We start from the raw sequence: 26291 nt of genomic DNA, 5'->3' as shown, positions 1-26291 counted from the left end.
TCCTACTATCTTGGTATGGCGAACACCACAGGAGAGCCCACCGACGGCGGCGGGGCCCAGGAGATCGAGGCCGGGCGCGATCGCTGGCAGCGCCGCTACGACTCCGCCCGCAAGCGCGACGCGGACTTCACCACGCTGTCCGGGCGTCCCCTCGAACCCGTCTACGGGCCCCGGCCCGGCGCGGAGGTCCCGGGCTTCGAGCGCGTCGGCTGGCCCGGTGAGTACCCGTACACCCGGGGCCTGTACCCCACCGGGTACCGGGGCCGCGCCTGGACCATCCGCCAGTTCGCCGGGTTCGGCAACGCCACGCAGACCAACGAGCGCTACAAGATGATCCTCGCCCAGGGCGGCGGGGGACTCTCGGTCGCCTTCGACATGCCCACCCTGATGGGCCACGACTCGGACTCACCGCAGGCCCTCGGCGAGGTCGGGCACTGCGGCGTCGCCATCGACTCCGTCGCCGACATGGACCTGCTCTTCGACGGCATCCCCCTCGGGGAGACCACCACGTCCATGACGATCAGCGGACCGGCCATCCCGGCCTTCTGCATGTACCTGGTCGCCGCCGAGCGCCAGGGTGTCGACACCGGCGGCCTCAACGGCACGCTCCAGACCGACATCTTCAAGGAGTACATCGCCCAGAAGGAGTGGCTGTACCCGCCCGAACCCCACCTGCGCCTCATCGGCGACCTGATGGAGTACTGCGCGGAGCACATCCCCGCCTTCAAACCGCTCTCGGTCTCCGGCTACCACATCCGCGAGGCGGGGGCCACGGCCGCGCAGGAGCTGGCCTACACCCTGGCCGACGGGTTCGGCTACGTGGAGCTGGGCCTGTCTCGGGGCCTGGACATCGACCGCTTCGCACCCGGACTCTCCTTCTTCTTCGACGCCCACATCGACTTCTTCGAGGAGATCGCCAAGTTCCGCGCCGCCCGCCGCATCTGGGCCCGCTGGATCCGCGACACCTACGGTGCGAAGACCGAGAAGGCCCAGTGGCTGCGGTTCCACACCCAGACCGCCGGGGTCTCGCTCACCGCCCAGCAGCCCTACAACAACGTGGTGCGCACCGCCGTCGAGGCGCTCTCCGCCGTGCTCGGCGGTACCAACTCACTGCACACCAACGCCCTCGACGAGACGCTGGCCCTGCCCACCGAGCAGTCCGCCGAGATCGCCCTGCGCACCCAGCAGGTCCTCATGGAGGAGACCGGGGTGGTCAACGTCGCCGACCCGCTCGGCGGCTCCTGGTACGTGGAGGCGCTCACCGACGAGATCGAGGCCGAGGCGGAACGGATCTTCGAGCAGATCCTCCGCATGGGCGGGGGAGAGGACGCCGAACACGCCATCGGCCCGATGACCTCCGGCATCCTCGCCGGGATCGAGAACGGCTACTTCAGCTCCGAGATCGCCGAGTCCGCCTTCCAGTACCAGCAGGCCCTGGAGAAGGGCGACAAGCGCATCGTCGGCGTGAACTGCCACACCGCCACCGTCTCCGGCGAACTCGACATCCTCAAGATCAGCCACGAGGTCGAACACGAGCAGAAGCGCGCCCTCACCGAGCGCCGGGCCGCCCGCGACAAGGACGCCGTGGACCGCGCCCTGGCCCGCCTCCTGGAGGGCGTCCGCGCCGAGGACGGCAACCTCATCCCGCTCATCATGGACGCCGCCCGGGCCGAGGCCACCCTCGGCGAGATCTGCGCCACGATGGGAGAGGAGTTCGGCGGCTACACGGAGGACCCGCGGTTCTAGGAGTTTGGTGCCTTTGTAGAGGAACCTTCGGCGCCTGCGGTGTGATGGCTCGTTCCTCGCAATCCCACCTCCACCACCTCCAGAACCCTCTCCGGCACCGAACGGGCACCCCCTTTGCGGCTCAGGTGTCCTCCGTCTGTCCGACTGTGGCTGAGGCAGGCGGCCATCGTGGCGGGTGCGTTCGCCGAGGGCTTCCCGGGGCGGTCCTCGTACCGCTCCGGGATGCGGCAGGATAGGGAACATGCAGCCTTCGGACTTTTCACCGAACAGTGCGGTTGACCTCGGGGCGCGCAAGGCGGCCTTGGAGCGTGAGGCCAAGCAGCGCGCCGAGGAGTCGGCCGGTCGAACCAACCCCTACTCCGTCAACGCCGACGAGTCCAACTTCCAGCAGGTGCTGGAGCGGTCGATGGCCGCCCCGGTCGTGATGGCGGTGCTGGCGAGCTGGTCCGAGCAGTCCAGGCAGGTCGAGACGATCCTCGACAGGCTCTCCCAGGGCTCCGGCGGCAACTGGCTCCTGGCCAAGATCGACAGCGACGCCAGCCCGCAGCTGGTGCAGGCGCTCCGCGTATCCGGGACCCCCACGATCATCATCGCGGTCCAGGGCCAGGTCATGCCCCTGATGCAGGGCCCGGCCAACGAGGAGCAGCTGCGCGACGCCCTGACCCAGGTGTTCGGCGCGCTCGCCCAGCAGGGCATGCTCCCCCCGGACCACCCCGGCACGGTGGACGGCGACCCCTCCGCGATGCCGGAGGAGGCCGAGCCCGCCCCCCAGGAGGACCCGATCACCACGCAGGCCCAGGCGGCCCTGGAGCGCGGTGACTTCGAGGCCGCCGCCGCGGTCTTCGAGAAGGCCCTGGAGGACGACCCCAGGAACGCCGAACTCAAGGCCAACCTCGCGCAGGTCCGCCTGGTCGGCCGCCTCCAGGAGGTGGACGGCCCCGCCGTGCGCCAGGCGGCGGAGAGCGACCCCGCGAACGTGGAGGCGCAGATCACCGTCGCCGACATCGACATGTACGGCGGCGAGTACGAGGCCGCCTTCGACCGGCTCGTCGAGACGGTCCGGCTGACCTCGGACGACGAACGCGACCGGGTGCGCGGGCACCTGCTCGCCCTGTTCGACCTGCTGCCCGCCGGTGACCCCCGGGTGAGCGCGGCCCGCCGCAAACTCACCTCGGCGCTGTTCTAGCCCGGCGGGACCGGCCCCGGGACGACGGAGATCCGTCGTCCCGGGGCCGGTTCTTCTTCTGGTGGATTTCCTCCCGATGTGTCACCAAGAGCGGTAAAACGGTGCGTATTTACCGATTTGGAGATGGCGGGGATAGCGCTCTCGCTGCGGGGTAGGAGCTGAGGAGAAGTTCCGTCCGACGTGCGGCCAACCCGGGCAGGTGTCCCATGGCGACCAACCAAGCTCGACCAGCGCACGACGCTGCTCCCGTGGTCACGATCTCGGCGACCTTCGGCGCGGGCGGCAGCGTGGTCGGCCCGGCCGTCGCGGCCAGGCTCCACGTCCCCTTCCTCAACCGTGCGGTGCCCAGCGCTGTGGCGGCCGAGATCGGCTGCTCCCTCGACGAGGTGCTCCAGCGCGACGACCGCACCCCCGGCGGGTTCGAACGGCTGCTCGCCAGTGCCGCGCGACTGCCCACGGTCACCCTCGGCAGCGTCGACTCCGGGTTCGTCGGCACCACCGACAGGGAGGGCCGCCTCCTCTACGACCACGAGTTCGTGGAGCAGACCGAGCGGGTCATCCGCGACGTCGCCCGCACCGGCGGTGTGGTGCTGGGCCGGGCCGCCGCCGTGGTCCTGGCCGACCACCCCGGCGCGCTGCACGTGCGCCTGGACGGGGACCGTGAGGCCCGCCTGCGCAGGGCACGAGGCCTGTGGGAGCGGGGCGACCCGGAGGAGCACGGCGGCCAGGGCTGGGGTGCGAATCCGCCCACGCTCCGCCTGCTGGACGACAACGACCGCGCCCGAGCCGCCTACGTGCGCCGCTTCTACCGCACCGATCCGGCGGACCCCGGCCTCTACCACCTGGTGGTCGACTCCACGGCCCTCTCCACCGACGCCTGCGCGGACGTGGTGGTGCGCGCCGCCGCCGACCGGGCCCGGGGTTAGAGGAGGGGCGAAGTGCCCCATAAACGCCCGGAATTAATGCGATTTTTTCCGAAGGCGTTAATTGTCACCTTGTGCTGACGTTACCCGCTTGACTCGGGTAAGGTGAGGCGACTCGGTTGTGGGCTCCCAAGTACTGCCCCCGCCCGGCAACCGAGCCCCGCGCCGGACGCCCGATGACCGGGTGTTCCACGGCGGGACGCGCAACCGTCACGGACCAGGGTCCGATCGGCGCGCAGGCGCCGACGAGGTTCCACCGGGCCCGGCCACGGAGTGCAGGCCGTGCGTCCGATCCCCGGTGGAGGAGTCCCGACGTCGGTCCGTACGTCCACGGGAGGGGCCGCCGGTGTGCCCCGCGGACGCATGACATCAGCAAAAGCCAAGGAGCAATACGTGGCCACCCTTCCCAGCGTTTCGTACTCCATCACCGTCCGCCTCGAACTGGACGCCGGAGGGAGCGCTGTCGGCAGCCTCACCAACGCGGTGGAGCAGGTCGGCGGCATGATCACCGCCCTGGACGTGGCGGCCGCTGGGCACGAGCGCATCCGCATCGACGTCACCTGCGCCGCCCGCGACACCGAGCACGCCCAGGCGATCGTCGACGCCCTCGGCGGGGTCGAGGGGGTCGTGGTCCACAAGGTCAGTGACCGCACCTTCCTCATGCACCTCGGCGGCAAGATCGAGATGAAGTCCAAGGTGCCGCTGCGCAACCGCGACGAGCTCTCCATGGCCTACACCCCCGGTGTCGCCCGCGTCTCCCAGGCCATCGCCGCCAACAAGGACGACGCCCGCCGCCTCACCATCAAGCGCAACAGCGTCGCCGTGGTCACCGACGGCTCGGCCGTCCTCGGTCTGGGCAACATCGGCCCCGAGGCCGCCATGCCCGTCATGGAGGGCAAAGCCGCCCTGTTCAAACGCTTCGCCGACATCGACGCGTGGCCCATCGCCCTGGACACCCAGGACGTCGACGAGATCGTCCGCACCGTCCAGCTGCTCGCCCCGGGCTTCGGCGGCATCAACCTGGAGGACATCTCCGCCCCCCGCTGTTTCGAGGTCGAGGCCCGCCTGCGCGAGCTCCTCGACATCCCCGTCTTCCACGACGACCAGCACGGCACCGCGATCGTCGTGCTCGCCGCCCTGCGCAACGCCCTGCGCGTGGTCAACAAGAAGCTCTCCGAGGTCCGCATCGCCATGTCCGGCGCCGGCGCGGCCGGCACCGCGATCCTCAAGCTGCTCATGCACGCCGGAGCCCGCGACATCATCGTCAGCGACGTCCACGGCGCCGTGCACGCGGGCCGTGAGAACCTGGACAGCAACCTGCGCTGGATCGCGGAGAACACCAACCCCGAGGGCTACAGCGGCGACCTCAAGGGCTCCGTGGCCGGGGCCGACGTCTTCATCGGCGTCTCCGCCCCGAACCTGCTCGGCGGTGACGACATCGCCGAGATGAACGAGGACTCGATCATCTTCGCCCTGGCCAACCCCGACCCCGAGGTCGACCCCGAGGTCGCCCACCTGCACGCGGGCGTGGTCGCGACCGGCCGCAGCGACTACCCGAACCAGATCAACAACGTCCTGGTCTTCCCCGGCTTCTTCCGCGGCCTGCTGGACGCCCAGAGCCACGACGTCACCTCCGACATGATGGTCGCCGCCGCCGAGGCCCTGGCCGACGTCGTCACCGAGGACGAGCTGGGCCCGAACTACATCATCCCGAGCGTGTTCCACGCGGACCTGTCCACCCACGTGGCCACCGCCGTGCGCGAGGTGGCCCAGCGCGGCCAGGCCGAGTAGCGATTCGGTGGTCCTCCCTGTCAAGGGGCGACCACCGGTCCGGTTTTCCGGGTAAGTGTGGAGCATGGACCAGTCGACACTCACCGGACGCCTGCTGGTGGCCGCCCCCCTCCTCCAAGAGGACTCCTTCCGCCGATCGGTGGTCTTCGTCGTGGACGACGCCGACGACGGCACCCTCGGGGTCGTCCTCAACCGCCCGCTGGAGCTCCCGGTGGACGAGGTGGTGACGGACTGGGGCGCCTACGCGAGCGCGCCCCCGGTGATGTTCTCGGGCGGGCCGGTCGGCACCGACTCGGGGATCGCCCTCGGTGCCGCGCCGCCGGACGAGGAGCCGCCCGGCTGGGCACCGTTGGAGGGGGTCGCGCCCGGGCGGGAGCTGGCCGGGGTCGGTCTGGTGGACCTGGAGGCCCCCTCCGAAGTACTGGGGGCCGCACTGGTTTCCCTGCGTGTGTTCGCCGGGTACGCCGGATGGAGTGCCGGGCAGCTGGCGGGGGAGATCGAGGACGGCGCCTGGTACGTGGTGGACGCCCTCTCCGACGACCTCTTCGGGGGCGCCCCCGAGACATTGTGGCCGCGGGTGCTGCGTCGCCAAGGTGGCGAGATGGCCCTGTTGTCCACCTATCCTGACGATCCCACCATGAACTGAGCGGTTTGCCGCGGGCTTCGAAGTGGGGCGCGTCACCCTATACCGTGGTAGACGGACGTTGAAAGGTGTGAGGACGATGTCGATGGATGTCCTGAACAAGGTTCTTCCGGACAGCGAGACCAGGCCGGACATCTCGCACGACGACGGGGACCGGGAACGGTTCGCCCACTACGTGCAGAAGGACAAGATCACCCAGAGCGCGGTGACCGGTGACCCGGTGATCGCCCTGTGTGGCAAGGTCTGGGTGCCCAACCGGGACCCGAAGAAGTTCCCCGTGTGCCCCGACTGCAAGAGGGCGTACGAGGAAATGATGAAGTGACGGCTCCTCGTGGCCGGCAGGCGGAAGGGCCCTGACTCACCCCCTCGGGTGAGCCAGGGCCCTTCGTGCCGTCAGTCGGCCGGGAGACCGGTGGATCAGGCTCCGGTGCCGGCGCGTCGGCGGGAGGCGACCAGGGCGGTGCCGCCCGCGGCCACGGCGACCGCCGCGGCGGCCAGGAGGCCGGTCAGCGCCACACCGGTGTTGGGCAGGCCGGGCTTGCCGCCGCCGTCACCCGGACCGGGCGTGGGGTTCGGGGTCGGCTTGTCGTCGCCACCGCCTCCGGTGCCGCCGCCGGGAACCTCGACGTCCTCGTCGACGCTCACCGTGAGGCTGATCGGGTCGAGCTGCTCTCCGGCGACGTAGAAGTCGGCGAAGGCGGGGACGCCGTCGGCGGTCAGCGTGGCCGGGATCGCGCCCCAGGACAGGACACCCCCGTCCAGCTCGTGGGAGACACCGGACAGGTCCAGGTCGGCGAAGGCCACGTCGTCGTAGGTGACGAGCTCCTCGTCGGTGAGGGACTTGCTGACCACGTCGGCGTACAGGGTGCCGGTGTCGCCGTCGATCTCGACCCGGGGGTCGGCGACGGTCATGTGCAGCAGGGGGTCGGCGTCGCCGTAGACGTGGCCCTCGAACAGCACGGTCCCGGTGAAGTCGATCTCGGCGACCTCCTCCTCCAGGTTCACGCTGCCCGTGCCGTCGGTGAAGGAGAAGGTGTCGTCGTCGTTGCGGGTGGCGCCGTCCTCGGTGCGGATCGTGCCCTTGGCGATGTTGCCCTCGATGTAGGTGCGGAAGGACTCCTTCACACCCCAGTCGGCGCGGCCGTTGTACACGGTCAGGTCACCCTCGGGGGTCTGGCCGCCCTCACCGTCGCCCTCACCGCCGTCCTCGCCGGTGGCGAAGGTGACGGGGGTCCACACGTCCTGGTCTCGGTTGTCCAGGTCGTTGCGGTCGTTGAACACCGCCACGTAGCACTGGTCCTCCAGGCAGTCGTAGGCGGTGCCGCCCTTCTCGAAGGCGCCGATGACGTCGAGGTCGGTGCCGAAGGCGCCGTCCGCGTCGGGCGCGGTGCCCTCACGCAGCCATACGCCGCTGCCGAACCAGTGCTGCGGGTACGAGGAGTCCGACTGGGCGATACCGGTCAGCGCCACGTACACGCCCGCCCCGGGGCGGAACCCGGTGCCGTCCACCCGGACGGTCTGGCCCTCGGGATCCAGACCGGTGGTCTGGCTGACCCGCACCTCGGGGTCGAGGACGGGCTCCTCGGGGTCGGTCGGATCGGTCGGGTCGGTGCCCTCGACCACCTCGGTGGTGAAGGACAGCGGGTCCATGGCCTCGCCCGCCGGGTAGAAGCTGGCGAACGGCTCCACGGCGTCGGCGTGCAGGGCCCCGGCCTCGGAGGTGAAGGTGATCTGGTCGCCGTCGACACCGATCTCGGCGCCGGTCAGCTCCGCCACCGCCACCTCGCCGTACTCGACGAGGTCGCCAGGCGGCAGCGACGGGTCGGCGCCCGCGAACTCGCGGCTGGCGACGTCCGCGTAGACGGTGGCCGTGCCCTGGCCGTCGAACTCCACGCGCGGGTCGTTCACGCGGATCTCCAGGACAGGGCCCTGGCCGTAGTCGTGGCCGGTGAAGACCACTCCGCCGGAGAAGCTCACCTCGCCGGAGGAGTCCTCCTTGGAGACGGTTCCCTCGGCGGTGGGGAAGTCCAGGGTTCCGTCGGTGTTGCGGCTGGCACCGTCGACGGCCTCGTAGCCGCCGTGGGCGATGGGGCTGGACACGTAGTTGCGGAAGGACTGCTTGACGCCCCAGGTGGCGGAGCCGTCGGCGACGGAGACGGGCGCCTCGTCGGCGAGGGCCGGTGCGGCGCCCAGGGAGAGCGAGGCGCCGAGGGCGGCGGCTCCCGCGAGGGAGACGAGGGAGCGCAGGGGGCGGCGGAGTGCGCCGGTCCCGTCCGCTCTCGTGGCGGTGGTGCTCATGGGGTGAGTGTTCCTATCGACTCGGGGGATGGACGGATGCCGGTTCCGGTCGCGCACCGGGTTCCGGTCGGGGAGTGGGGCAGCGGTCCCGAGGCTGAGCGGGCGCTGGCGGAGCCGCTGAGGGAGAACGTGGTCAGTGGGGCCGGGACCGTCCAGCCGGTCCCGGCCAGGGGTGCCTAGGTGGTCGCGGGGCCCGGGGGTGTGCCACGACGGCGTGCGGCGAACAGCGCCACCGCGCCGGTCAGGACGGCCACCGCGGCGGCCAGGACCAGACCGGTCAGCGACGATCCGGTGGTGGCCAGCGGCCCGCTGGCGCCCCCTCCGGCGCCTCCTGAGCCAACACCGCCCGAACCGGACGCCGGGGTGTCGCCGCCGGTGTTCCCGGAACCGTTCGCGCCCCCGCTGGACGCGGTGCCGTTCCCGCCGGACGGGCCCGGGTCGCCGGTCTGTCCGCTGAAGGTCACCGGGACGAACACGTCCTGGCCCCGGTCGCTGGAGCGGGTGTGGTCGTTGCGGGTGACGACGGCGCAGTCGGTGGCGGCGGAGAGGCAGTCGGTGTGCTCGTCCGACCCCTTGACCGTGAGTTCGACGGTGAACCCGCCGTTGGTCCCGCTGCCGGTGTAGGGGGTGGCCAGACCTTCGCCGTAGGGCGGCGGGTTGCTGGAGACCCAGACGGAGGCGCCGCCCTCGCCCTCCATGTCCACGCCGCCGATGCAGGGGCTGGGCGCCTGGGTGGAACTGGCGTTGGTGGTGTCGCACAGGGCGACGTAGACGCCCTTGGAGGTGTCGTAGCCCGTGCCGGTCACGGTGACCTTCTCGCCGGAGGGATCGAGCCCGCTGGTCCTGGAGACCGTGAGGGTCGGGCTGCCCGGGGTCCTGGGCAGGGTCTGCGGCGCCGACTGGGGCAGGGGAGCGCTGGGCGCCTGGGCCTGGGCCTGGGGCTGGGTGCGCGGCGCGGTCTGCGCCGCGGGCGCCGCGAAGCTCACGGGGACCACGCCGACGACGGGGGCGCCCGGGGTCTGCGCCGGGGCGATCACGGGCGCGCCGCGGCCGGGACCGGGGGCCGAGACGACCTCGGCCGTCTCCGCGTCCCGGGCGTCAGGTGCGGTGTCGCCCCCGTCCTCCCGGGGGTCGGGTTCCCGGCCCTCGGGTGTCCCGGGAAGGGGCGCCTCGGGTTCGGGCCCTCCGGCGATCTCGGTCAGGACGATCTCGAAGGGGTCCTCGGCGGTGTCGAGCCCGGCCTCGTCGGCGAACCCGACGCCGGTGAGGAGGTCCGCCGTGAACAGGCCGCGCTCGTCCACCTCGACCCGGACCGCGTTCTCGGTGTCCAGGACGGCGGAGTCGTCGGGGTTCGGGGTCGGGACCGCCTCGGCGGGCAGGGCCCGGGTGGCGATCTCGATCATGCTGCCGGGGTCGTGCCCGATCCCGGACACCGTGACGGTGTCGCCCCGGGGGTCGAGCCCCTCGGTGCGGTCCACGGCGGTGGTCCGGGGATGGACTGGTTCTTCGGCCGGGGCGGCGAGCGCCGTCGCGGGCATGACGGCGGCCAGGACCGTCGCCGCCGCCACGGCGGCCAGGGATGGGAGAAACCCACGGAGGGGAACCGCAGCTTGCATCAGGGGCCTTCGCGTTCGTGCGGGTCGGACGGTGTCCGTCACCCGCGAGACCTGGGGAATCGGGTTTAGGTTATGCTTACCTAGGCAAAGTGAGCCTTACCTAACTCAACCCCGCGCAGAACAGTTGAACACCGCACCGTCCGGGTTGTCAAGATGATGACGACCTGTCATATAAAAGGTCGTGTCGCGCCCCCGCTCCCCGGCGACACCCCCGGCACACGGATCAACCGAAAGCGACCGCCATGCCCCACGTCGTCCCCCGCTTCCGCCTGCGCGGTCGCCACCGAACAGGACCGGCCACCGTCCTGCTCGCCGTGGCCTGCGCCCTCGCCCTGACCTCCTGCACCGGTGAACCCGCCCCCGAGGACGCGTCGGCGGACGGGGGCATCCCCGCACTCTCCGAGAACCGGCTCCAGGTCCTGGAGGACGCCCCGGCGCCCGAACTCCCCGTGACAGTGGAGTCGGTGGTCCTCGACCCCTACCGCACCAGCGCGGACCCCCTGGAGTACGAGGAGGTCGAGGTCACCGACGCCAGCCGTGTCCTGCCGCTCACCGGCGGCCTCGCCGAGATCGTCTTCACCCTCGGCCTCGGCGCCCAGGTGGTCGGCCGCGACGTGGCCGCCACCTTCGACGAGGCGTCGGACCTGCCGGTGATCAGCGAGGGCCACGACGTCTCCGCCGAGTCCGTGCTCGCCCTCCAGCCCACGGTGGTCGTCGCCGACACCCAGACCGGGCCGCCCGAGGTGATCGAGCAGATCCAGCGCAGCGGCGTCCCCGTCGTCATCGTCGAGGAGGCCTGGTCCATCGACGAGATGTACCCGCGCTTCGAGCGCGTCGCCGAGGCACTCGGCGTCCCCACCGCCGGAACCCGGCTGGTCGAACGCACCCGGGACCAGATGGCCGAGGTGCGCGAGGCCTCCCTGGAGGCCAGCGCGGACCCCCTCGTCGCCTTCCTCTACCTGCGCGGCACCGCCGGGGTCTACCTCCTCGGGGGGCCCGGCTCGGGCGCCGACGCCATGCTCGCCGAGATCGGGGCCAGGGACGCCGGGGTCGAGATGGGCCTGACCACACCCTTCACACCCATCACCACCGAGGCGCTCATCGAGGCGCAGCCGGACGTCCTCCTCGTCATGACCAAGGGCCTGGAGTCGGTCGGCGGCGTGGAGGGGCTGGTCGAGATCCCCGGCGTCGCCCAGACCCCCGCGGGCCGGAACGCGGCCGTCATCGACTTCGAGGACGGGGTCCTGCTCAACTTCGGCCCCCGCACCCCGCAGGTCATCGTCTCCCTGGCCGAGGAGCTGGCCGCCATCCCCGACGGTGACGGGGGCACCGCGTGACCGCCCTCGCCCAACGGCCCGCCGCCACCGACGCGGTACCGAACCACGGAGGCCGTGGGCTGCGACGACTGCGCGCCGGTCTCCTCCTCGGCGGCCTGTCCGTCGGCCTCGTGACCGTCGCGGTCATCGCGGCCGGGGTCGGTGCCTACCCCATCCCGGCTGGCCAGGTCGCCGCGTCCGTCCTCCAGGCGGTCGGTCTCGACGTCGGCGCCGAACCCGACCAGATCGCCAGGACCGTCCTGTGGGACGTACGCCTGCCCCGCGTCGTCCTGGCCGTCATGGTCGGCGCCGCCCTGGGCAGCGCGGGCGCCATCATGCAGGGCGTCTTCGGCAACCCCCTCGCCGAACCCGGAGTGATCGGGGTCTCCGCCGGTGCGGCCGTCGGAGCGATCGTCGTCATCTTCACCGGCGCCACCGTCCTCGGCCACTGGACGGTCATCGCCTCCTCCTTCGTGTTCGGGCTCGGCACGACCCTGTTCGTGTACGTGTTCGCGCGCTCGGGAGGCCGCACCGAAGTGGTCACCCTCCTGCTCACCGGCATCGCGGTCAACGCCATCGCGGGGGCGGCGATCGGCCTGATGACCAACTTCTCCCAGGACGCCGAGATCCAGACCATCACCTTCTGGCAGCTGGGCAGCGTCTCCACCGCCACCTGGTCCAAGGTGGCGGCGATCGCGCCCTGCCTCCTCCTGGGACTGGCGGTCGTCCCCGTGTACGCCCGTCGCCTGGACCTGCTCGCGCTCGGTGAGGGGCCCGCCCGTCACCTGGGAGTGGACGTCGAACGCATGCGCCTGGTGCTCATCGGCGCCATGGCACTGCTCACCTCGGCGGCGGTCGCCTTCGCCGGGATCGTCGCCTTCGTGGGCCTGGTGGTCCCGCACATCATCCGCATGGTGACCGGTCCCGGCCACCGCGTGCTGCTGCCCGCCTCCGCGCTCGGCGGCGGACTGCTGCTGCTCGCCGCCGACCTGCTGGCCCGCACGGTCGCAGCCCCCGCCGAGATCCCCCTCGGCGTCGTCACCGCCGCCCTGGGCGGACCGTTCTTCTTCTTCCTGCTGTACCGCACCCGCGCCAAGCAAGGAGGCTGGTCGTGAGCGCCGACACCACGAGCATCGCCGGTACCGCCAGCACCACCCTCGACTCCGCGACGGGGGCGGCTCCGCGGCGGTCGGCCCTCGCCCGAGGGTTCGCCGCCGCAGTGGCCCCCCTGACCAGGGCGCCAGCCCCACCCGCGCCCGTCGAACCCGGTTCCGAGGTGGTGCGCGCCGAGGGCCTCACCGTCCGCAGGGGCGGGCGCGCCCTCCTCGACGGGGTCGACCTCACCGTCCGCGCCGGTGAGCTGCTCGCCCTGGTCGGACCGAACGGCGCGGGCAAGTCCACCCTGCTGTCCGCGCTCTCGGGTGACGTCGCGGGAGGCACGTCCCGGGGCGATCGCGACTCGGGGACGGTGCGCCTGCTCGGCCGCCCGCTGCCGGACTGGAACCCACCCGAACTGGCGCTGCGCCGGGCCGTCCTGCCCCAGGAGGCCGCGGTCAGCTTCCCCTTCTCCGTCGCCGAGCTCGTCGCGATGGGTCGCGCGCCCTGGGCCGGGCTGAGCACCCCGGACCGGGACGACGACCTGGTCCGTACCGCCATGGAACGGGTCGGCGTGACCCACCTGGCCGACCGCCGCTTCCCCACGCTCTCGGGAGGCGAACGGGCCCGCGTCATGTTCGCCCGGGTCCTGGCCCAGGACACCCACCTGCTCCTCCTCGACGAACCGACCGCCGCGCTGGACATCCACCACCAGGAACTCGTACTCTCCATCGCGCGCGACCTCGCGACCGGCGGTGGGGCGGTTATCGTGGTCCTGCACGATTTGGGGCTTGCGGCCGCGTACGCCCATCGTGTGGCGGTACTCTCCGGAGGACAGGTCGCCGCGCGGGGAAACCCCACCGACGTGTTCAGCTCGTCGCTCCTCAGCGCTGTGTACCGACACGAGGTCGAAGTCCTGCCGCATCCGCGTACGGGGGTCCCGCTCGTCGTCCCCCTCCGGCCGCCCGGGTGCACACGAAAGCGTCCACAGGAGTAGGTCGTATTGGTGTCCACAACTGAACGGCAGTCCCATGATGAGCCCCGTCCCTCGGGCGAGGGGCGCGAGCGGCCCCCAAGGGGCCGGCGTCGCCGTCCGCGCAAACCACGGACCACCCCGGGCGACGTCGTCCGCGGGTTCGTCCGCTTCTTCGGCGAGGTCCTCCTGACGGTGGGTCTGCTGATGCTCTTCTACGCCGGCTACGAGGTGTACGGCTCCCAGTGGGAGACCGACCGTGAGCAGCAGGGACTGGCCGACGGCCTCGACGAGGCCTGGGCCGCCGCCGACGAGCGCGGGCCGGACTCCGAGCCCCTGCCCGGCAGCGCCGACAGCCGTCTGTACGTCCCGAGCCTGGACCTGGACTGGGTGGTGGTCAACGGCACCACGCCGGACGACATCCGCTACAGCCCGGGCCGCTACACGGAGTTCGACAGCACACCCGGCGAGCTCGGCAACTACGGCATCGCCGCGCACCGCACGCCCGGGCTCTTCTGGGACCTGGACCTGCTCGACGACGGCGACGTCATGGTGCTGGAGGACGGCGAGAACTTCTACACCTACGAGGTCTTCCGTGAGGAGACCGTGCTCCCCGAGGACTTCTGGGTGGTCAACCCCGACCCCTTCGAGGAGGCCTCTGAGGAGGAGCCCGGACGGGCGCTGCTCACCCTCACCACGTGCGCGCCCAAGCTCAACAACACGCACCGGCTCATCGTCTGGGCCGAACTGACCGAGACCACACCCAAGTCCGAGGGCATGCCCGACAGCATCGCCCACATGGCTCCGGACGCCTAGGGGAAGGGACGCACGAATGTACGGACTGATCTGGCGCATCCTGCCCGGCCCCTGGGCCTCGAAGTTCATCATGTCGGTGGGACTGCTGGCGGGCGCGGCCGCCCTGCTGTGGTTCTTCGCCTTCCCGGCGCTTTCCCCGCACATGCCGTTCAACGACGGCGCGGTCGACATGACCGGCGTCGGCGGCGAGGCCCCCGAGGGGGAGGCCGACCCCGCCACCGGTGACGCGGACCCGGGGGAGTCGGAGGTCTCCGGAGAGGGCTGAGGGACCCGGGAGTCCCCGGGGACGCGGGGGACTCGGCACGGATTCCCGAAGTACGGCGCGGCGCGGTGCGGCAAGCACCGTGCCGCTTGTCATGGGGTGTGCGGGGCGCCCGGAGCTCGGTGCCCGGGCCCGATCGCCGGACACGCCCGGGGCGACCGCTGTGCCGGGCGCCACCGCCGGAGCTCCCGATACGGTCTTCGGCGGCCGCTAACCTCAAGCAGGTGAGTAACGGGGGACGGAACGAATGACGGTGACGCAGACCACGACGGAGAACCGGCTGAGCGGTCTCCGTGCCTGGCAGCGGGAGGCCTTCGAGGAGTACTTTCGCAGGCAGCCACGCGATTTCCTCGCCGTGGCCACGCCCGGGGCGGGCAAGACGACCTTCGCCCTGACCCTGGCGAGCGAGCTCCTCCAGCGGCACGCCGTACGGGCGATCACCATTGTCTGCCCCACCGAGCACCTCAAGAAGCAGTGGGCCGAGGCGGCGGCCCGGTTCGGTATCGCCATCGACCCCGACTTCAAGAACGGGCAGGGCGCCCTCGGGCGCCAGTACGTCGGCGTGGCCGTCACCTACGCCCAGATCGCCGCCCACCCGATGCTGCACCGCAACCGTACAGAGGCGCGCAAGACCCTGGTCATCTTCGACGAGGTCCACCACGCGGGCGACGCCCTGTCCTGGGGCGACGCCGTCCGGGAGGCCTTCGACCCGGCCACACGGCGGCTCTCGCTCACCGGAACCCCGTTCCGCTCCGACATCAACCCCATTCCGTTCGTGGACTACGTCCAGGACGCGGCGGGTGTGCGCCGCTGCTCGTGGGACTACAGCTACGGGTACGCGCCCGCCCTGGAGGACGGGGTCGTGCGCCCGGTCATCTTCATGGCCTACTCCGGGGAGATGCGGTGGCGGACGCGGGCGGGTGACGAGCTCGCCGCCCGGCTCGGCGAACCCCTCACCAAGGACGCGCTGTCCCAGGCGTGGCGGGCCGCGCTCGACCCCAAGGGCGACTGGATCAAGAAGGTCCTGCAGGCGGCCGACCGCAGGCTGACCGAGGTGCGCAAGACCCACGCGGACGCGGGCGGACTGGTCATCGCGAGCGACCACGAGAACGCCCGCGCCTACTCGCGCATCCTGCGGCAGATCACCGGCAAGGGCGCCACCGTGGTGCTGTCCGACGACCCCGCCGCCTCGAAGAAGATCACCCGCTTCGCGAAGAGCGACGACCGTTGGATGGTCGCGGTCCGGATGGTCTCGGAGGGCGTGGACGTGCCCCGCCTGATGGTGGGCGTGTACGCGACCTCCACCAGCACCGCGCTGTTCTTCGCGCAGGCCATCGGCCGTTTCGTGCGGGTGCGCCAGCGCGGCGAGGTGGCGTCGGTGTTCCTGCCCTCCGTGCCGACCCTGCTGGAGTACGCGGGGGAGATGGAGCGCGAGCGCGACCACGTCCTGGACAAGCAGCCCTCGGACGACGAGTACCCCGAGGAGGACCTCCTCAAGGAGGCCAACAAGAAGAAGGACACTCCGGACGCGGGGGAGGAGCTCCCCTTCGAGACCATGGAGTCGGCCGCCGAGTTCGACCGCGCGCTCTATGACGGCCTGGAGTACGGGGGCGGGGCTGCCGGGTCCAGCGAGGAGGAGGACTTCCTCGGGCTGCCCGGGCTGCTCGAGCCGGACCAGGTCTCGCAGCTGCTGCGCAAGCGCAAGGCGGACATCCACGCGAGCCAGCTCAAGGCCAAGGGGAAGTCCGAGCCGGAGGAGGAGTCGGGGCCCACGCACGAGGTCCTGGCCGAGCTGCGCAAGGACCTGAGCAACCTGGTCGGAGCCTGGCACCACCGCACGGGCAAGCCGCACGGGGTGATCCACAACGAGCTGCGCCGCGCCTGCGGAGGGCCGCCGGTCGCGCAGGCCACGCCGCCGCAGATCCGTGAGCGCATCGCCAAGCTCAGAGCCTGGGCCGTGGGCCAGAAGTAGGTTCGCGGCGACAGGCCGGGGGAGAGGAGCGGGTCCGGACCCGCCGGGGTCCGGAGGCCCCCACCACCGGCCGAAGAGGGCAAATACTTCGCAAGGTCGGGCAAGCTCGCCAAACGCTGAGCAATCGTCTCACTACAGTGAGTGAGGTGACTCGACGAAGCCCACGCGGCGGCTCAGCCGCGACCTGGTCCGGCCTGACCCTGTGCGCACTCGCGCTGACCGGTCTGGTGGCGAGCTCGCTGCCAGAGACCGCGCATCCCGAACCCCAACGGACCGGGGTGACGGTCGCCGACCAGCACTGTCCGCCCGACTGGGACCCTCGGGCCGCCGACGGCGCCGACACCGCGGCCCGGGCCGCCGCCAGCAGGCTCTCCGACCCCGGCGCGGGCGGGAACGCCGACGTCGAGATCACCCCGGAGCAGGCCGCGGAGTACGAGGAACAGCTCCGCGACGCCCTGGTCCCCCAGCGCGGACGTGAACTCGCCCCGCCGCACGCGGTGCCCGTGGTCGTGCACGTCATCTCCGCCCAGGACGGCCGGGGAGACGTGACCGACGAGCGCATCCAGGAGCAGATCGACGTCCTCAACAAGGCCTACCGGGGCGACTACGCGGTCGGTTCCGAGGGCACCGACACGGGCTTCAGCTTCGAGCTCTCGGACGTCACCCGCAACGTCAACGACGCCTGGTTCGACGACTTCAACCGGTACCGCGACGCCATCCGTTCCGATCTGCGCCAAGGTGGACCCGAGACGCTGAACGTCTACACCACGCAGCTCGACTCCGGTCTTCTCGGCTACTCGACCTTCCCCCAGGACTACGCGGACGGCCCCGACCAGGACGGCGTCGTCATCGCGCACGACACCTTCCCGGGCGGGACGCGCGACCGCTTCAACGAGGGCCACACCGGCACCCACGAGGTCGGCCACTGGCTGGGCCTGTTCCACACGTTCCAGAACGGCTGCGAGAGCCCCGGGGACTACGTGGACGACACCCCGTACGAACGCGAGGCGGCGGCGGGCTGCCCGGAGGGCCGGGACAGCTGCCCCGACCTCCCGGGACTCGACCCCGTCACCAACTTCATGAACTACAGCGACGACGCCTGCATGACCCACTTCACCCCGGGGCAGTCGGTCCGCATGGCCGAGCACTGGGAAGCCTTCCGAGGGGGCTCGGCCCGAGTCTGAGCCGCACCCGCACCCGGTTCCCACGGGCACGGCGCCCCGCCCCGGCGGGGCGCCGTCCGTGTGTCCGGGGCCGGGCGGCGGTCAGTCATCGGGTGGTGGGCGTCGATAGGCTGGGGGCATGGCAGCGAACACCTATCTGACCGGGATCAAGCCCACCGGTGACTTCCATCTGGGCAACTACGTCGGCGCGATCAAGCCCGCCCTCGCGGCGGCCGAGGGCTACGACACCTTCTACTTCATCGCGGACTACCACGCGCTCAACATCATCAAGGACGCGGACGAGCTCCGCCAGAGCATCCGGTCGGGCGCTGCCACCTGGCTGGCCTGCGGACTCGACCCCGAGCGCACGGTCTTCTACCGTCAGTCCAGCATCCCCGAGACCTTCGAGCTCACCACCATCCTGAGCACCCTCACCCCCAAGGGACTCATGAACCGCGCGCACGCCTACAAGGCCGCGCGCGACCGCAACAACGAGGCGGGCGTCACCGAACTCGACGCCGGGATCAACATGGGGCTGTACGTCTACCCCGTGCTCATGGCCGCCGACATCCTCATCATGGAGGGCGAACGCGTCCCCGTGGGGCGCGACCAGTCCCAGCACATCGAGTACACCGCCGACATCGCCGGGTACTTCAACCACCGGTACGGCGACAGCTACAGCTTCCCCATCCCCAAGGGCGTCATCGACGACAGCGAAGCCAGCATCCTGCCCGGGACCGACGGCCGCAAGATGAGCAAGTCGTACGACAACCACATCCCGCTCTTCCTGCCGGAGAAGAAGCTCCGCAAGGCCATCAACCGCATCCCCACCGACTCCACCCCGGTCGAGGACCCCAAGGACCCGGACTCCTCGATCCCCTTCCAGCTGCTCACGCACTTCGCCGACGCGGAGAAGGTGGCCGACGTGCGCCAGCGCCTGGAGGCGGGCGGCATGGGCTGGGGCGACCTCAAGAAGGAGCTCTTCGAGGCGGTCAACACCGAGCTCGGCCCCAAGCGCGAGCGCTACGAGGAGCTCATGGCCTCGAAGACCGAACTCGACGAGATCCTCGACTCCGGCCTCGAGCGCGCCCGTTCGCGGGCCCGCCGCGTGCTGACCGACGTCCGCGCCGCCATCGGCATCGGCTAGCTCCGCACACGCGCGCGGGGGCGGTGGTGACCAGGTCACCACCGCCCCCGTCGTCATGTGGGGTCCGGGGCGGGACCGCCCCGCGGATTCAGCCGACGAGCGGCTCACCCTCCAACGTCACACCGGCCTCGCGCAGCCGCTCCAGCGCCGTGTCCACCGTGGGAGCGGAGACCCCCGCCGTCAGGTCGAGCAGCACCCGGGTCCGGAAGCCCTCCTTCCGGGCGTCCACGGCTGTCGCGCGTACGCAGTGGTCGGTGGCGACCCCCACCACGTCCACCTCGTCCACGTCGTGCTCCCGCAGCCATGCGGCCAGGGTCGTCTCGCCGTCCCCGGCCCTGCCCTCGAACCCGCTGTAGGCCGCCTCGTACTGCCCCTTGCTGAAGACCTCCTCGGCCAGGGATTCGTCGAAGTCGGCGTGGAACTCCGCGCCGGGCGTGCCCACAACGCAGTGCCGGGGCCAGCTGTCCACGAAGTCGGGGTTCTCCGAGAAGTGTGCCCCCGGGTCGATGTGGTGGTCACGGGTGGCGACGACGTGGTCGTATCCGCCCACACGCGCGTGCTCGGTGACGGCCGCCGCGGTACGGGCCGCGCCCGTCACGCCCATGCTGCCGCCCTCACAGAAGTCGTTCTGGAGGTCCACCACGATGAGTGCCCTGCTCATGCCGGCACCTCGCTTCCTTGTCGTCGGGATCAGTGGAAGACGGTCGACAGAGCGACGTCGCCACGGGACATCCGCAGAGCCTGCTCGGGGAGCTCGGCCACCGTCGCGCGGTGGCGCGCCCGCGCCTCCTGCACGCTCTCGCGCCCCACGACCTCACCGTCGGTGACCAACGGCAGCAGCAGCGGCCGGATCCCGACCTGCTCGGTCGGCTCGTGCGGGTACACCTCCTCGGACACGGCGACGCCCTTGTCGTCCAACCGCCGGACCGCCCACTTGCGGCCGCCCCGGCTCGGCTTGCCGACCGAGCGCTTGGCGACCGGTTCCAACGGGGCGTCCGGCGCCAGGTCGCGCGCCCGCGCCACGAGTTTGTAGACCAGTGAGACGGTCGGGGCGCCCGAACCCGTCACCAGGGACGTACCCACTCCGTACCCGTCCACCGGGGCCACCGCCAACGCCTGGATCGAGTGTTCGTCCAGGTCGCCGGTGACCACGATCCTGGTCCCGGTGGCGCCGAGGTCGTCCAGCTGTTTGCGGACCCGGGAGGCGGTGGCCCCCAGGTCCCCGGAGTCGATGCGGACGGCGCCCAGCTCGGGCCCGGCCAGCTCCACCGCGTGCCGCACCGCGCGTTCCACGTCGTAGGTGTCCACGAGGAGCGTGGTCCCCGATCCCATGGACTCCAACTGGGCCTTGAAGGCGTGCCGTTCGCTGTCGTGCAGAAGCGTGAACGCGTGCGCGGCCGTGCCGCCGGTCGGGACCCCGTAGGTGCGCCCCGCTTCCAGATTGGAGGAGGTCGCGAACCCGGCCAGGTAGGCGGCACGGGCCGCGGCGACGGCCGACCGCTCGTGGGTGCGCCGGGAACCCATTTCGATGAGGGGCCGGTCTCCCGCGGCCACGCACATCCGGGTGGCGGCGGAGGCGATCGCGCTGTCGTGGTTGTACACGGACAGCGCGAGGGTCTCCAGGATCACGGCCTCGGCGAAGGTGCCCTCCACGACCAGGATCGGCGACCCAGGGAAGTAGGCCTCGCCCTCGCCGTAGCCCCACACGTTCCCGGAGAACCGGTACTCCGAGAGCCATTCCAGTGTGGTGTCGTCCACGACGCCGTGGTCGGACAGGAAGTCCAGTTCCTCGCGGCCGAAGCGGAAGCGCTCCAGCAGGTCCAGGAAACGTCCGGTCCCCGCGACTACCCCGTAGCGACGGCCCTCGGGCAGGCGCCGGGCGAACATCTCGAACACCGACCGGCGTGCGGCGGCCCCGCTGTGCAGGGCTCCCTGGAGCATCGTCAGTTCGTAGTGGTCGGTGAGCAGCGCGCTGCTGCTGTCCTCGCTCATAGGGGCGAGCCTACGTGTTCCGGTCCGGGCCGGTACGAGCGCCCCACCTGCGTCGGGGCGTTGCCCGGAGTGACCTCCCCCGCATGAATACCCACTTGGTTGGTAGAGAAGCTGTTGTGGGTACCCTGGAGCCATGCTGAGGATCGACCGCTCCATCCACGACCAGATCGTCGCCCACGCGCGACGCGACCACCCCGACGAGGCGTGCGGTGTCGTCGCGGGACCCGAGGGCTCCGACCGCCCGGAGCGGATCATCGAGATGCTGAACGCGGCACGCTCCCCGACGTTCTACGAGTTCGACTCGACCGAGTACAAGAAGGTCTACGACGAACTGTGGGACCGCGACGAGGAGTTCGTCGTGATCTACCACTCCCACACAGCGACCGAGGCCTACCCCTCGCGGACCGACATCACGTACGCCCAGTGGCCCCAGGCCCACTACGTCCTCGTGTCCACCCGCGAGCCCGACACCGCCGAGTTCCGTTCCTTCCGGATCATCGACGGTGAGGTCACCGAGGAACCCGTCGAGATCGTCGACGGCGGCGCCTCCGGCGCGGACCGGTAGGAACGCAGCCGCCCGACGGCGCCCGGCGCCACGGCCCGCGGAATGCCAACGGCGGGCCGCCTGTTGGACCTGAACGCACAACAACGACCGTTAACGGAGTCACCTTCATGGCCATCGAGGTCCGCATCCCCACCATCCTGCGCAACCTGACCAACGACGCCAAGGTCGTCCAGGGGTCCGGCGACACCCTCAGCGAGCTGGTCAGCGACCTGGACCAGCAGTACCCCGGCATCGCGGAGCGCCTGGTGGAGGGCGGCAAGCTGCGCCGGTTCATCAACGTCTACCTGAACGACGAGGACGTCCGCTTCGTGGGCGGTCTCGAAGCCAAGCTCTCCGACGGCGACAACGTGACCGTGCTGCCCGCCGTCGCGGGCGGCTCCCGCTGAGGAAGCCATGCGCTACGACTCCCTGCTCGACTCCCTCGGAGGCACGCCGCTGGTCGGCCTGCCTCGGCTCTCGCCCTCGCCGGAGGTCCGGCTGTGGGCGAAGCTGGAGGACCGCAACCCCACCGGCTCGATCAAGGACCGCGCCGCGTTCTTCATGATCGAGCAGGCCGAGAAGGACGGGCTGCTCTCCCCGGGGTGCACCATCCTGGAGCCGACGTCGGGGAACACCGGCATCTCGCTGGCCATGGTCGCCAAACTGCGCGGCTACCGCATGGTCTGCGTCATGCCGGAGAACACCTCCGGTGAACGCAAGCAGCTCCTCGCCATGTGGGGCGCCGAGGTCCACTACTCCGACGCCGCGGGCGGCTCGAACGAGGCCGTCCGGGTCGCCAAGGAGATGGCATCGGAGCACCCCGACTGGGTGATGCTCTACCAGTACGGCAACCACGCCAACGCGCGGGCCCACTACGAGACCACCGGGCCCGAGCTGCTGGCGGACCTGCCGGAGATCACGCACTTCGTGGCGGGTCTCGGTACCACCGGAACCCTCATGGGGGTCGGCCGGTACCTGCGCGAGCACAAGCCGGACGTGCGGATCGTGGCCGCCGAGCCGAGGTACGGGGAGCTGGTCTACGGACTGCGCAACCTCGACGAGGGTTTCGTTCCCGAGCTGTACGACGAGTCCGTCCTCACCACGCGTTTCTCCGTCCCCTCGGAGGCCGCGCTCCGGCGGACCCGCGAGCTCCTGAACAAGGAGGGCGTCTTCGCGGGCATCTCCACGGGCGGAGCGCTCCACGCGGCCCTGGGCATGGCCCGCAAGGCCGAACAGGCCGGCGAGCGCGCCGACATCGCGTTCGTCATCGCCGACGCCGGATGGAAGTACCTCTCCACCGGCGCCTACGAGGGCACCCTCGAGGAGGCGGAGGAGCGTCTGGACGGCCAGCTCTGGGCCTGATCCAGCCTCCGGGGCCGCCTGGAGGCGGTGTCGGAACGGTGTCTGGGAGGCCGGTTCCCCGCGGGGGCCGGCCTCCGGTCCGTTCCCACGCAGGTCAGTTCCTGTCCTGAACTCGGGCGCAGCGAATCGGTCAAATCTGGTCAATCGGTGTGAAAAATTCACACGTGATGCACGTCGCCTGAGATGCGGGCCACATTTTGTACCACCCAGGCGGTCATTGGGGTACACCCGTAACAACGGGACATCCGCAGAACCAGCCGCCCACCGCTCACCCCGCACACGTCACCAAGGGGCCACGGAAGCAGTGCGGCCGATCGAAAAGGCGACGACGACGTGCGACTCACGATTATCGGGTCCTCCGGGAGCTTCCCCGGGCCGGACAGTCCGGCCTCCTGTTACCTGGTGGAGGCGGACGGCTTCCGGCTCCTCCTCGACCTGGGCAACGGCGCCCTCGGCGCCCTCCAGCGCCACGCCGACCTGTACTCAGTCGACGCCGTCTACCTCAGCCACCTGCACACCGACCACTGCGCGGACATGTGCGCCTACTGGGTCGCCCGCATGTACTCGCCCGGCGGCGCCAAGCCCCCGATCCCCGTGTACGGCCCCGCGGGTGTGGCGGACCGCCTCGCGGAGATCTACGGCCTGGACCCCGACCCCGGGATGACCGAGGTCTTCGACTTCCGCGAACTCGCCCAGGGTGAGTTCCGGATCGGACCCATGACCGCCCGCGTCGCCCGCGTCAACCACCCCGTCGACGCCTTCGGCATCCGCCTGGAGCACGGCGGTGTCAGCCTCGCCTACTCCGGAGACACCGGCACCTGCGACTCCCTGGTCGACCTGGCCCGCGACACTGACCTCTTCCTGTGCGAGGCGGCCTTCCACGACCATGTCGAACACCCGAAGGACATGCACCTCACGGGCAGTGAGGCCGGCGACCACGCCACCAGGGCCGGGGCGCGCAAGCTGCTGCTGACCCACCTGGTGCCGTGGAACGACGACGACATCACGCTGGCCGAGGCGCGGAGCACCTACGACGGCCCCATCGAGCTGGCCCGGGGCGGACAGGTCCGCGAGATCGGCGTCTGAGACCGACGGTCCGCGGCGCTGGTACTCCGACCCGACCGAAACACGGTGGGTCACGGACACACAGGGTGACGAATGCGGCAGGGCCGGGACTGTGTGAAGAGGGAAGTAGTGGGGCCCGTGTGGCACGGGTCCCACCGTGGCCGGTAGCGCCCGACTCCAGCCCCGTGGAACACCGTGCCGATATACGCTCGTGTCCATGGCTCGACCTGACGGACGCGTTCCGACCCAACTCCGCCCAGTGAACATCCACCGCAACTGGCTCCGCCACGCGGAGGGCTCCGCCCTCATCGAGTTCGGGGACACCCGCGTGCTCTGCGCGGCCACCGTCGAGGACGGTGTGCCCCGCTGGCGCCGGGGTACCGGCGAGGGGTGGGTCACCGCCGAGTACGCGATGCTCCCGCGCTCCACGGACACCCGGGGCGCCCGTGAGTCCGTACGCGGCAAGATCGGCGGTCGCACCCACGAGATCTCCCGCCTGATCGGCCGCTCCCTGCGCGCCGTCGTCGACTTCAAGGCGATGGGCGAACACACCATCACCCTGGACTGCGACGTACTCCAGGCCGACGGCGGCACCCGCACCGCCGCTGTCACGGGTGCCTACGTGGCCCTGGCCGACGCGATGAAGCACCTGCGCAAGCGGCGCAAGCTCAAGAACAACCCGCTGACCGGCTCGGTGGCCGCGGTCAGCGTCGGCGTGGTCCAGGGCCAGCCCCGGCTGGACCTGAACTACCTGGAGGACTCGGTCGCCGACACCGACATGAACGTCGTGCTCACCGGTGACGGGAAGTTCGTGGAGGTGCAGGGCACCGCCGAGGGCCAGGGCGCCGCCTTCGACCGCGAACTGTTGAACAAGCTGCTCGACCTCGCCTCAGGCGGGTGCGAGGAGCTGACCGCCTTCCAGAAGAAGGCCCTGTCGGAGTGACTGTCGCGAGCGGGGCCGGTCCGGCAGACCCGCCCCGCTCCCCAGGGGGAGGAGCCCCTTGAGGACCAACGGTGAGAGTGGAGGAGGCACGGTGAAGCTCGTCCTTGCGACGCGCAACGCGAAGAAGGTGCCGGAGATGCGCGCCATCCTGGCCGAGGCCGGTGTGTCGGCGGAGGTCCTGGCCCTGGACGCGTTCCCGGACGCCCCCGAGGTACCCGAGACCGAACCCTCCTTCATCGGCAACGCCCTGCTCAAGGCGCGGGCGATCGCGGAGCACACGGGGCTCCCGGCCGTCGCGGACGACTCCGGTCTCAGCGTGGACGAACTCCGGGGGATGCCCGGGGTGCTGTCCGCCCGTTGGGCCGGGAGGTTCGGTGCGGACGACCAGGACCGGGCCAACCTGGACCTGGTGTTGGACCAGCTCGCCGACACCCCCGCCGACCGCAGGGGAGCGGAGTTCGTCTGCGCCGCGGTCCTGGTGATGCCGGACGGGATCGAGGCCGTGGCGGAGGGTGTCCTGCGGGGCCGCCTGGTCGGTGAACGCCGCGGCGGGAACGGGGTCGGCTACGACCCGGTCTTCGTTCCCGAGGGGGAGACCCGCACGGCGGCCGAGTTGTCGCCCGAGGAGAAGAACGCGATCAGCCACCGGGGGATCGCCTTTCGGCAGCTCGCCCGGGAACTGGCGGAGATCGTCTGAGCGGGACCGACCACGACTCCGGTCGGATCGGTCGTGGTGGGGGCGGGTGCGGGACCCGCCTGGGTCCCGCACCCGCCCCCACTCGGTCAGTGGGACCGACCACGGGCGAAGGAATCCGCCCGGCCATGTTTGCCGACGGCCTCGCTGGGCAGGACTCACAGTGTCTGACAAGCAAGCCACGAGAAGCGCCGGTCTCCGTCTGAGGAGCCGAGCCGAACGGGGCGTCGCTCCGCGGACCTGGGAGGAACCCGAGATCACGGGGGCCTCCGGGTCGACGCGGAACGTCCGGGCAGATCGGGATCCCTCCCACGTTCCGGACCGATTTGACGTCTGACGGTTCAGATACCTAGACTCACCGAGTCGCTGCGGGACGGCGAGCGGGGCCTCACGGGTCTCGACTCGGAACCGGGCCGCGATCTCCGACATCCTCCTCGCAAGCACGATGGTTCGAGCAGTCGCTCGGGGCATGTAAGCTCGGGGAGTTGCTTCAAAAGCCCGGCGGAAACGCAGAGCGGACGAAGCACCGGGAATTCTTTCTCCGGATCAGGTTTGAAGCGAAAACGCCGATTTGGCGGGGCGCGGAACACCTGATAAAGTAAAGACACAACAGCGGAAACGCAAAAAGCCTTCTCCGGAAGAGCAGACGGAACCTCGGTTCTGGCGCTTGTACGGGAAGAGTGATTGTTTCTTGAGAACTCAACAGCGCGTGTTTGATTTTCTTTAAGCCATGTTTGTTTTGGC

Annotated in this window: 25 protein-coding genes; 21 read left to right on the top strand and 4 right to left on the bottom strand. The window is 70.8% G+C overall.

What is annotated here, in order from left to right; translation table 11 throughout:
- Window positions 1-15 precede the first annotated feature (15 nt).
- The 6 genes from BDW27_RS10010 to BDW27_RS09985 all read left to right on the top strand — a co-directional run bounded on the left by BDW27_RS10010 (window position 16) and on the right by BDW27_RS09985 (window position 6611).
- A complete protein-coding gene (locus BDW27_RS10010; RefSeq protein ID WP_110049114.1) occupies window positions 16-1746 on the top strand; it encodes a methylmalonyl-CoA mutase in 1731 nt (576 codons plus the stop codon).
- Between the two features lie 241 nt (window positions 1747-1987).
- Complete coding sequence (locus BDW27_RS10005) at window positions 1988-2932, top strand: tetratricopeptide repeat protein (RefSeq protein ID WP_026129516.1); 945 nt, start codon at window positions 1988-1990, stop codon at window positions 2930-2932.
- A gap of 206 nt (window positions 2933-3138) precedes the next feature.
- The gene (locus tag BDW27_RS10000; protein ID WP_110049113.1) at window positions 3139-3858 is read left to right on the top strand and encodes an AAA family ATPase; all 720 of its coding nucleotides are present in this window, start codon (window positions 3139-3141) and stop codon (window positions 3856-3858) included.
- A gap of 390 nt (window positions 3859-4248) precedes the next feature.
- Window positions 4249-5646, top strand: a complete 1398-nt coding sequence (locus BDW27_RS09995; protein WP_017546108.1) for an NAD-dependent malic enzyme — start codon at window positions 4249-4251, stop codon at window positions 5644-5646.
- 64 nt (window positions 5647-5710) lie between these two features.
- Complete coding sequence (locus BDW27_RS09990) at window positions 5711-6292, top strand: YqgE/AlgH family protein (RefSeq protein ID WP_110049112.1); 582 nt, start codon at window positions 5711-5713, stop codon at window positions 6290-6292.
- Between the two features lie 76 nt (window positions 6293-6368).
- Complete coding sequence (locus BDW27_RS09985) at window positions 6369-6611, top strand: DUF3039 domain-containing protein (RefSeq protein ID WP_017546110.1); 243 nt, start codon at window positions 6369-6371, stop codon at window positions 6609-6611.
- A 95-nt stretch (window positions 6612-6706) separates the two neighbouring features.
- On the opposite strand, the gene BDW27_RS09980 is transcribed toward BDW27_RS09985, so the two are convergent.
- Window positions 6707-8587, bottom strand: a complete 1881-nt coding sequence (locus tag BDW27_RS09980; RefSeq protein ID WP_110049111.1) for an HtaA domain-containing protein — start codon at window positions 8585-8587, stop codon at window positions 6707-6709.
- 36 nt (window positions 8588-8623) lie between these two features.
- Between BDW27_RS09980 and BDW27_RS27230 the strand changes: the two genes are divergently transcribed.
- Window positions 8624-8767 carry a hypothetical protein gene (locus tag BDW27_RS27230; protein ID WP_158543575.1) on the top strand — a complete coding sequence of 48 codons (144 nt, stop codon included), beginning with the start codon at window positions 8624-8626 and terminating at the stop codon, window positions 8765-8767.
- On the opposite strand, the gene BDW27_RS09975 is transcribed toward BDW27_RS27230, so the two are convergent.
- Window positions 8764-10155, bottom strand: coding sequence for a cell wall protein (locus tag BDW27_RS09975; protein ID WP_110049110.1), 1392 nt, complete (start codon window positions 10153-10155; stop codon window positions 8764-8766). The two genes, BDW27_RS27230 and BDW27_RS09975, sit on opposite strands and share 4 nt — an antisense overlap.
- A gap of 290 nt (window positions 10156-10445) precedes the next feature.
- On the opposite strand from BDW27_RS09975, the gene BDW27_RS09970 reads away from it, so the two are divergent.
- The 8 genes from BDW27_RS09970 to BDW27_RS09935 all read left to right on the top strand — a co-directional run bounded on the left by BDW27_RS09970 (window position 10446) and on the right by BDW27_RS09935 (window position 18947).
- On the top strand, window positions 10446-11540 hold the full coding sequence (locus BDW27_RS09970) for a hemin ABC transporter substrate-binding protein (RefSeq protein WP_110049109.1): 1095 nt from the start codon (window positions 10446-10448) through the stop codon (window positions 11538-11540).
- On the top strand, window positions 11537-12634 hold the full coding sequence (locus BDW27_RS09965) for an iron ABC transporter permease (RefSeq protein WP_199560603.1): 1098 nt from the start codon (window positions 11537-11539) through the stop codon (window positions 12632-12634). Before BDW27_RS09970 ends, BDW27_RS09965 begins: the two co-directional genes overlap by 4 nt.
- Window positions 12635-12738: 104 nt before the next feature.
- A complete protein-coding gene (locus BDW27_RS09960; RefSeq protein ID WP_110049306.1) occupies window positions 12739-13611 on the top strand; it encodes a heme ABC transporter ATP-binding protein in 873 nt (290 codons plus the stop codon).
- Window positions 13612-13617: 6 nt separating this feature from the next.
- On the top strand, window positions 13618-14403 hold the full coding sequence (locus BDW27_RS09955; protein ID WP_026129519.1) for a class E sortase: 786 nt from the start codon (window positions 13618-13620) through the stop codon (window positions 14401-14403).
- A gap of 16 nt (window positions 14404-14419) precedes the next feature.
- Window positions 14420-14668, top strand: a complete 249-nt coding sequence (locus BDW27_RS09950; RefSeq protein WP_017546118.1) for a hypothetical protein — start codon at window positions 14420-14422, stop codon at window positions 14666-14668.
- Between the two features lie 244 nt (window positions 14669-14912).
- Window positions 14913-16637: a DEAD/DEAH box helicase gene (locus BDW27_RS09945; RefSeq protein WP_017546119.1), complete on the top strand. Its 1725-nt coding sequence runs from the start codon at window positions 14913-14915 to the stop codon at window positions 16635-16637.
- Between the two features lie 146 nt (window positions 16638-16783).
- Window positions 16784-17821 (top strand): zinc metalloprotease, encoded by a 1038-nt coding sequence (locus BDW27_RS09940; protein ID WP_199560602.1) that lies wholly within the window; start codon window positions 16784-16786, stop codon window positions 17819-17821.
- A 118-nt stretch (window positions 17822-17939) separates the two neighbouring features.
- The gene (locus tag BDW27_RS09935; protein WP_017546121.1) at window positions 17940-18947 is read left to right on the top strand and encodes a tryptophan--tRNA ligase; all 1008 of its coding nucleotides are present in this window, start codon (window positions 17940-17942) and stop codon (window positions 18945-18947) included.
- An 88-nt stretch (window positions 18948-19035) separates the two neighbouring features.
- Here BDW27_RS09935 and BDW27_RS09930 read toward each other — a convergent pair whose 3' ends face one another.
- Together BDW27_RS09930 and BDW27_RS09925 are read right to left on the bottom strand one after the other, a co-directional pair.
- Window positions 19036-19608 carry an isochorismatase family protein gene (locus BDW27_RS09930; RefSeq protein ID WP_110049107.1) on the bottom strand — a complete coding sequence of 191 codons (573 nt, stop codon included), beginning with the start codon at window positions 19606-19608 and terminating at the stop codon, window positions 19036-19038.
- A gap of 29 nt (window positions 19609-19637) precedes the next feature.
- Window positions 19638-20939 (bottom strand): nicotinate phosphoribosyltransferase, encoded by a 1302-nt coding sequence (locus tag BDW27_RS09925; protein ID WP_110049106.1) that lies wholly within the window; start codon window positions 20937-20939, stop codon window positions 19638-19640.
- Between the two features lie 133 nt (window positions 20940-21072).
- Between BDW27_RS09925 and BDW27_RS09920 the strand changes: the two genes are divergently transcribed.
- From BDW27_RS09920 to rdgB, 6 genes are all read left to right on the top strand, one after another.
- The gene (locus BDW27_RS09920; protein WP_017546124.1) at window positions 21073-21504 is read left to right on the top strand and encodes a Mov34/MPN/PAD-1 family protein; all 432 of its coding nucleotides are present in this window, start codon (window positions 21073-21075) and stop codon (window positions 21502-21504) included.
- Between the two features lie 107 nt (window positions 21505-21611).
- Window positions 21612-21890 (top strand): MoaD family protein, encoded by a 279-nt coding sequence (locus BDW27_RS09915; RefSeq protein ID WP_110049105.1) that lies wholly within the window; start codon window positions 21612-21614, stop codon window positions 21888-21890.
- A 7-nt stretch (window positions 21891-21897) separates the two neighbouring features.
- The gene (locus BDW27_RS09910; protein ID WP_017546126.1) at window positions 21898-22845 is read left to right on the top strand and encodes a PLP-dependent cysteine synthase family protein; all 948 of its coding nucleotides are present in this window, start codon (window positions 21898-21900) and stop codon (window positions 22843-22845) included.
- Between the two features lie 333 nt (window positions 22846-23178).
- A complete protein-coding gene (locus tag BDW27_RS09905; protein WP_017546127.1) occupies window positions 23179-23931 on the top strand; it encodes an MBL fold metallo-hydrolase in 753 nt (250 codons plus the stop codon).
- A gap of 196 nt (window positions 23932-24127) precedes the next feature.
- Window positions 24128-24853, top strand: a complete 726-nt coding sequence (rph, locus tag BDW27_RS09900) for a ribonuclease PH (protein WP_083927582.1) — start codon at window positions 24128-24130, stop codon at window positions 24851-24853.
- 91 nt (window positions 24854-24944) lie between these two features.
- Window positions 24945-25550, top strand: a complete 606-nt coding sequence (rdgB, locus tag BDW27_RS09895) for an RdgB/HAM1 family non-canonical purine NTP pyrophosphatase (RefSeq protein WP_110049104.1) — start codon at window positions 24945-24947, stop codon at window positions 25548-25550.
- Window positions 25551-26291 lie beyond the last annotated feature (741 nt).

The organism is Nocardiopsis sp. L17-MgMaSL7 (genome assembly GCF_003182025.1).
Taxonomy (GTDB): Bacteria; Actinomycetota; Actinomycetes; order Streptosporangiales; family Streptosporangiaceae; genus Nocardiopsis; species Nocardiopsis prasina.
Note: the sequence above shows the minus strand (reverse complement) of the source record. Positions and strands in the feature narration are given on the sequence as shown.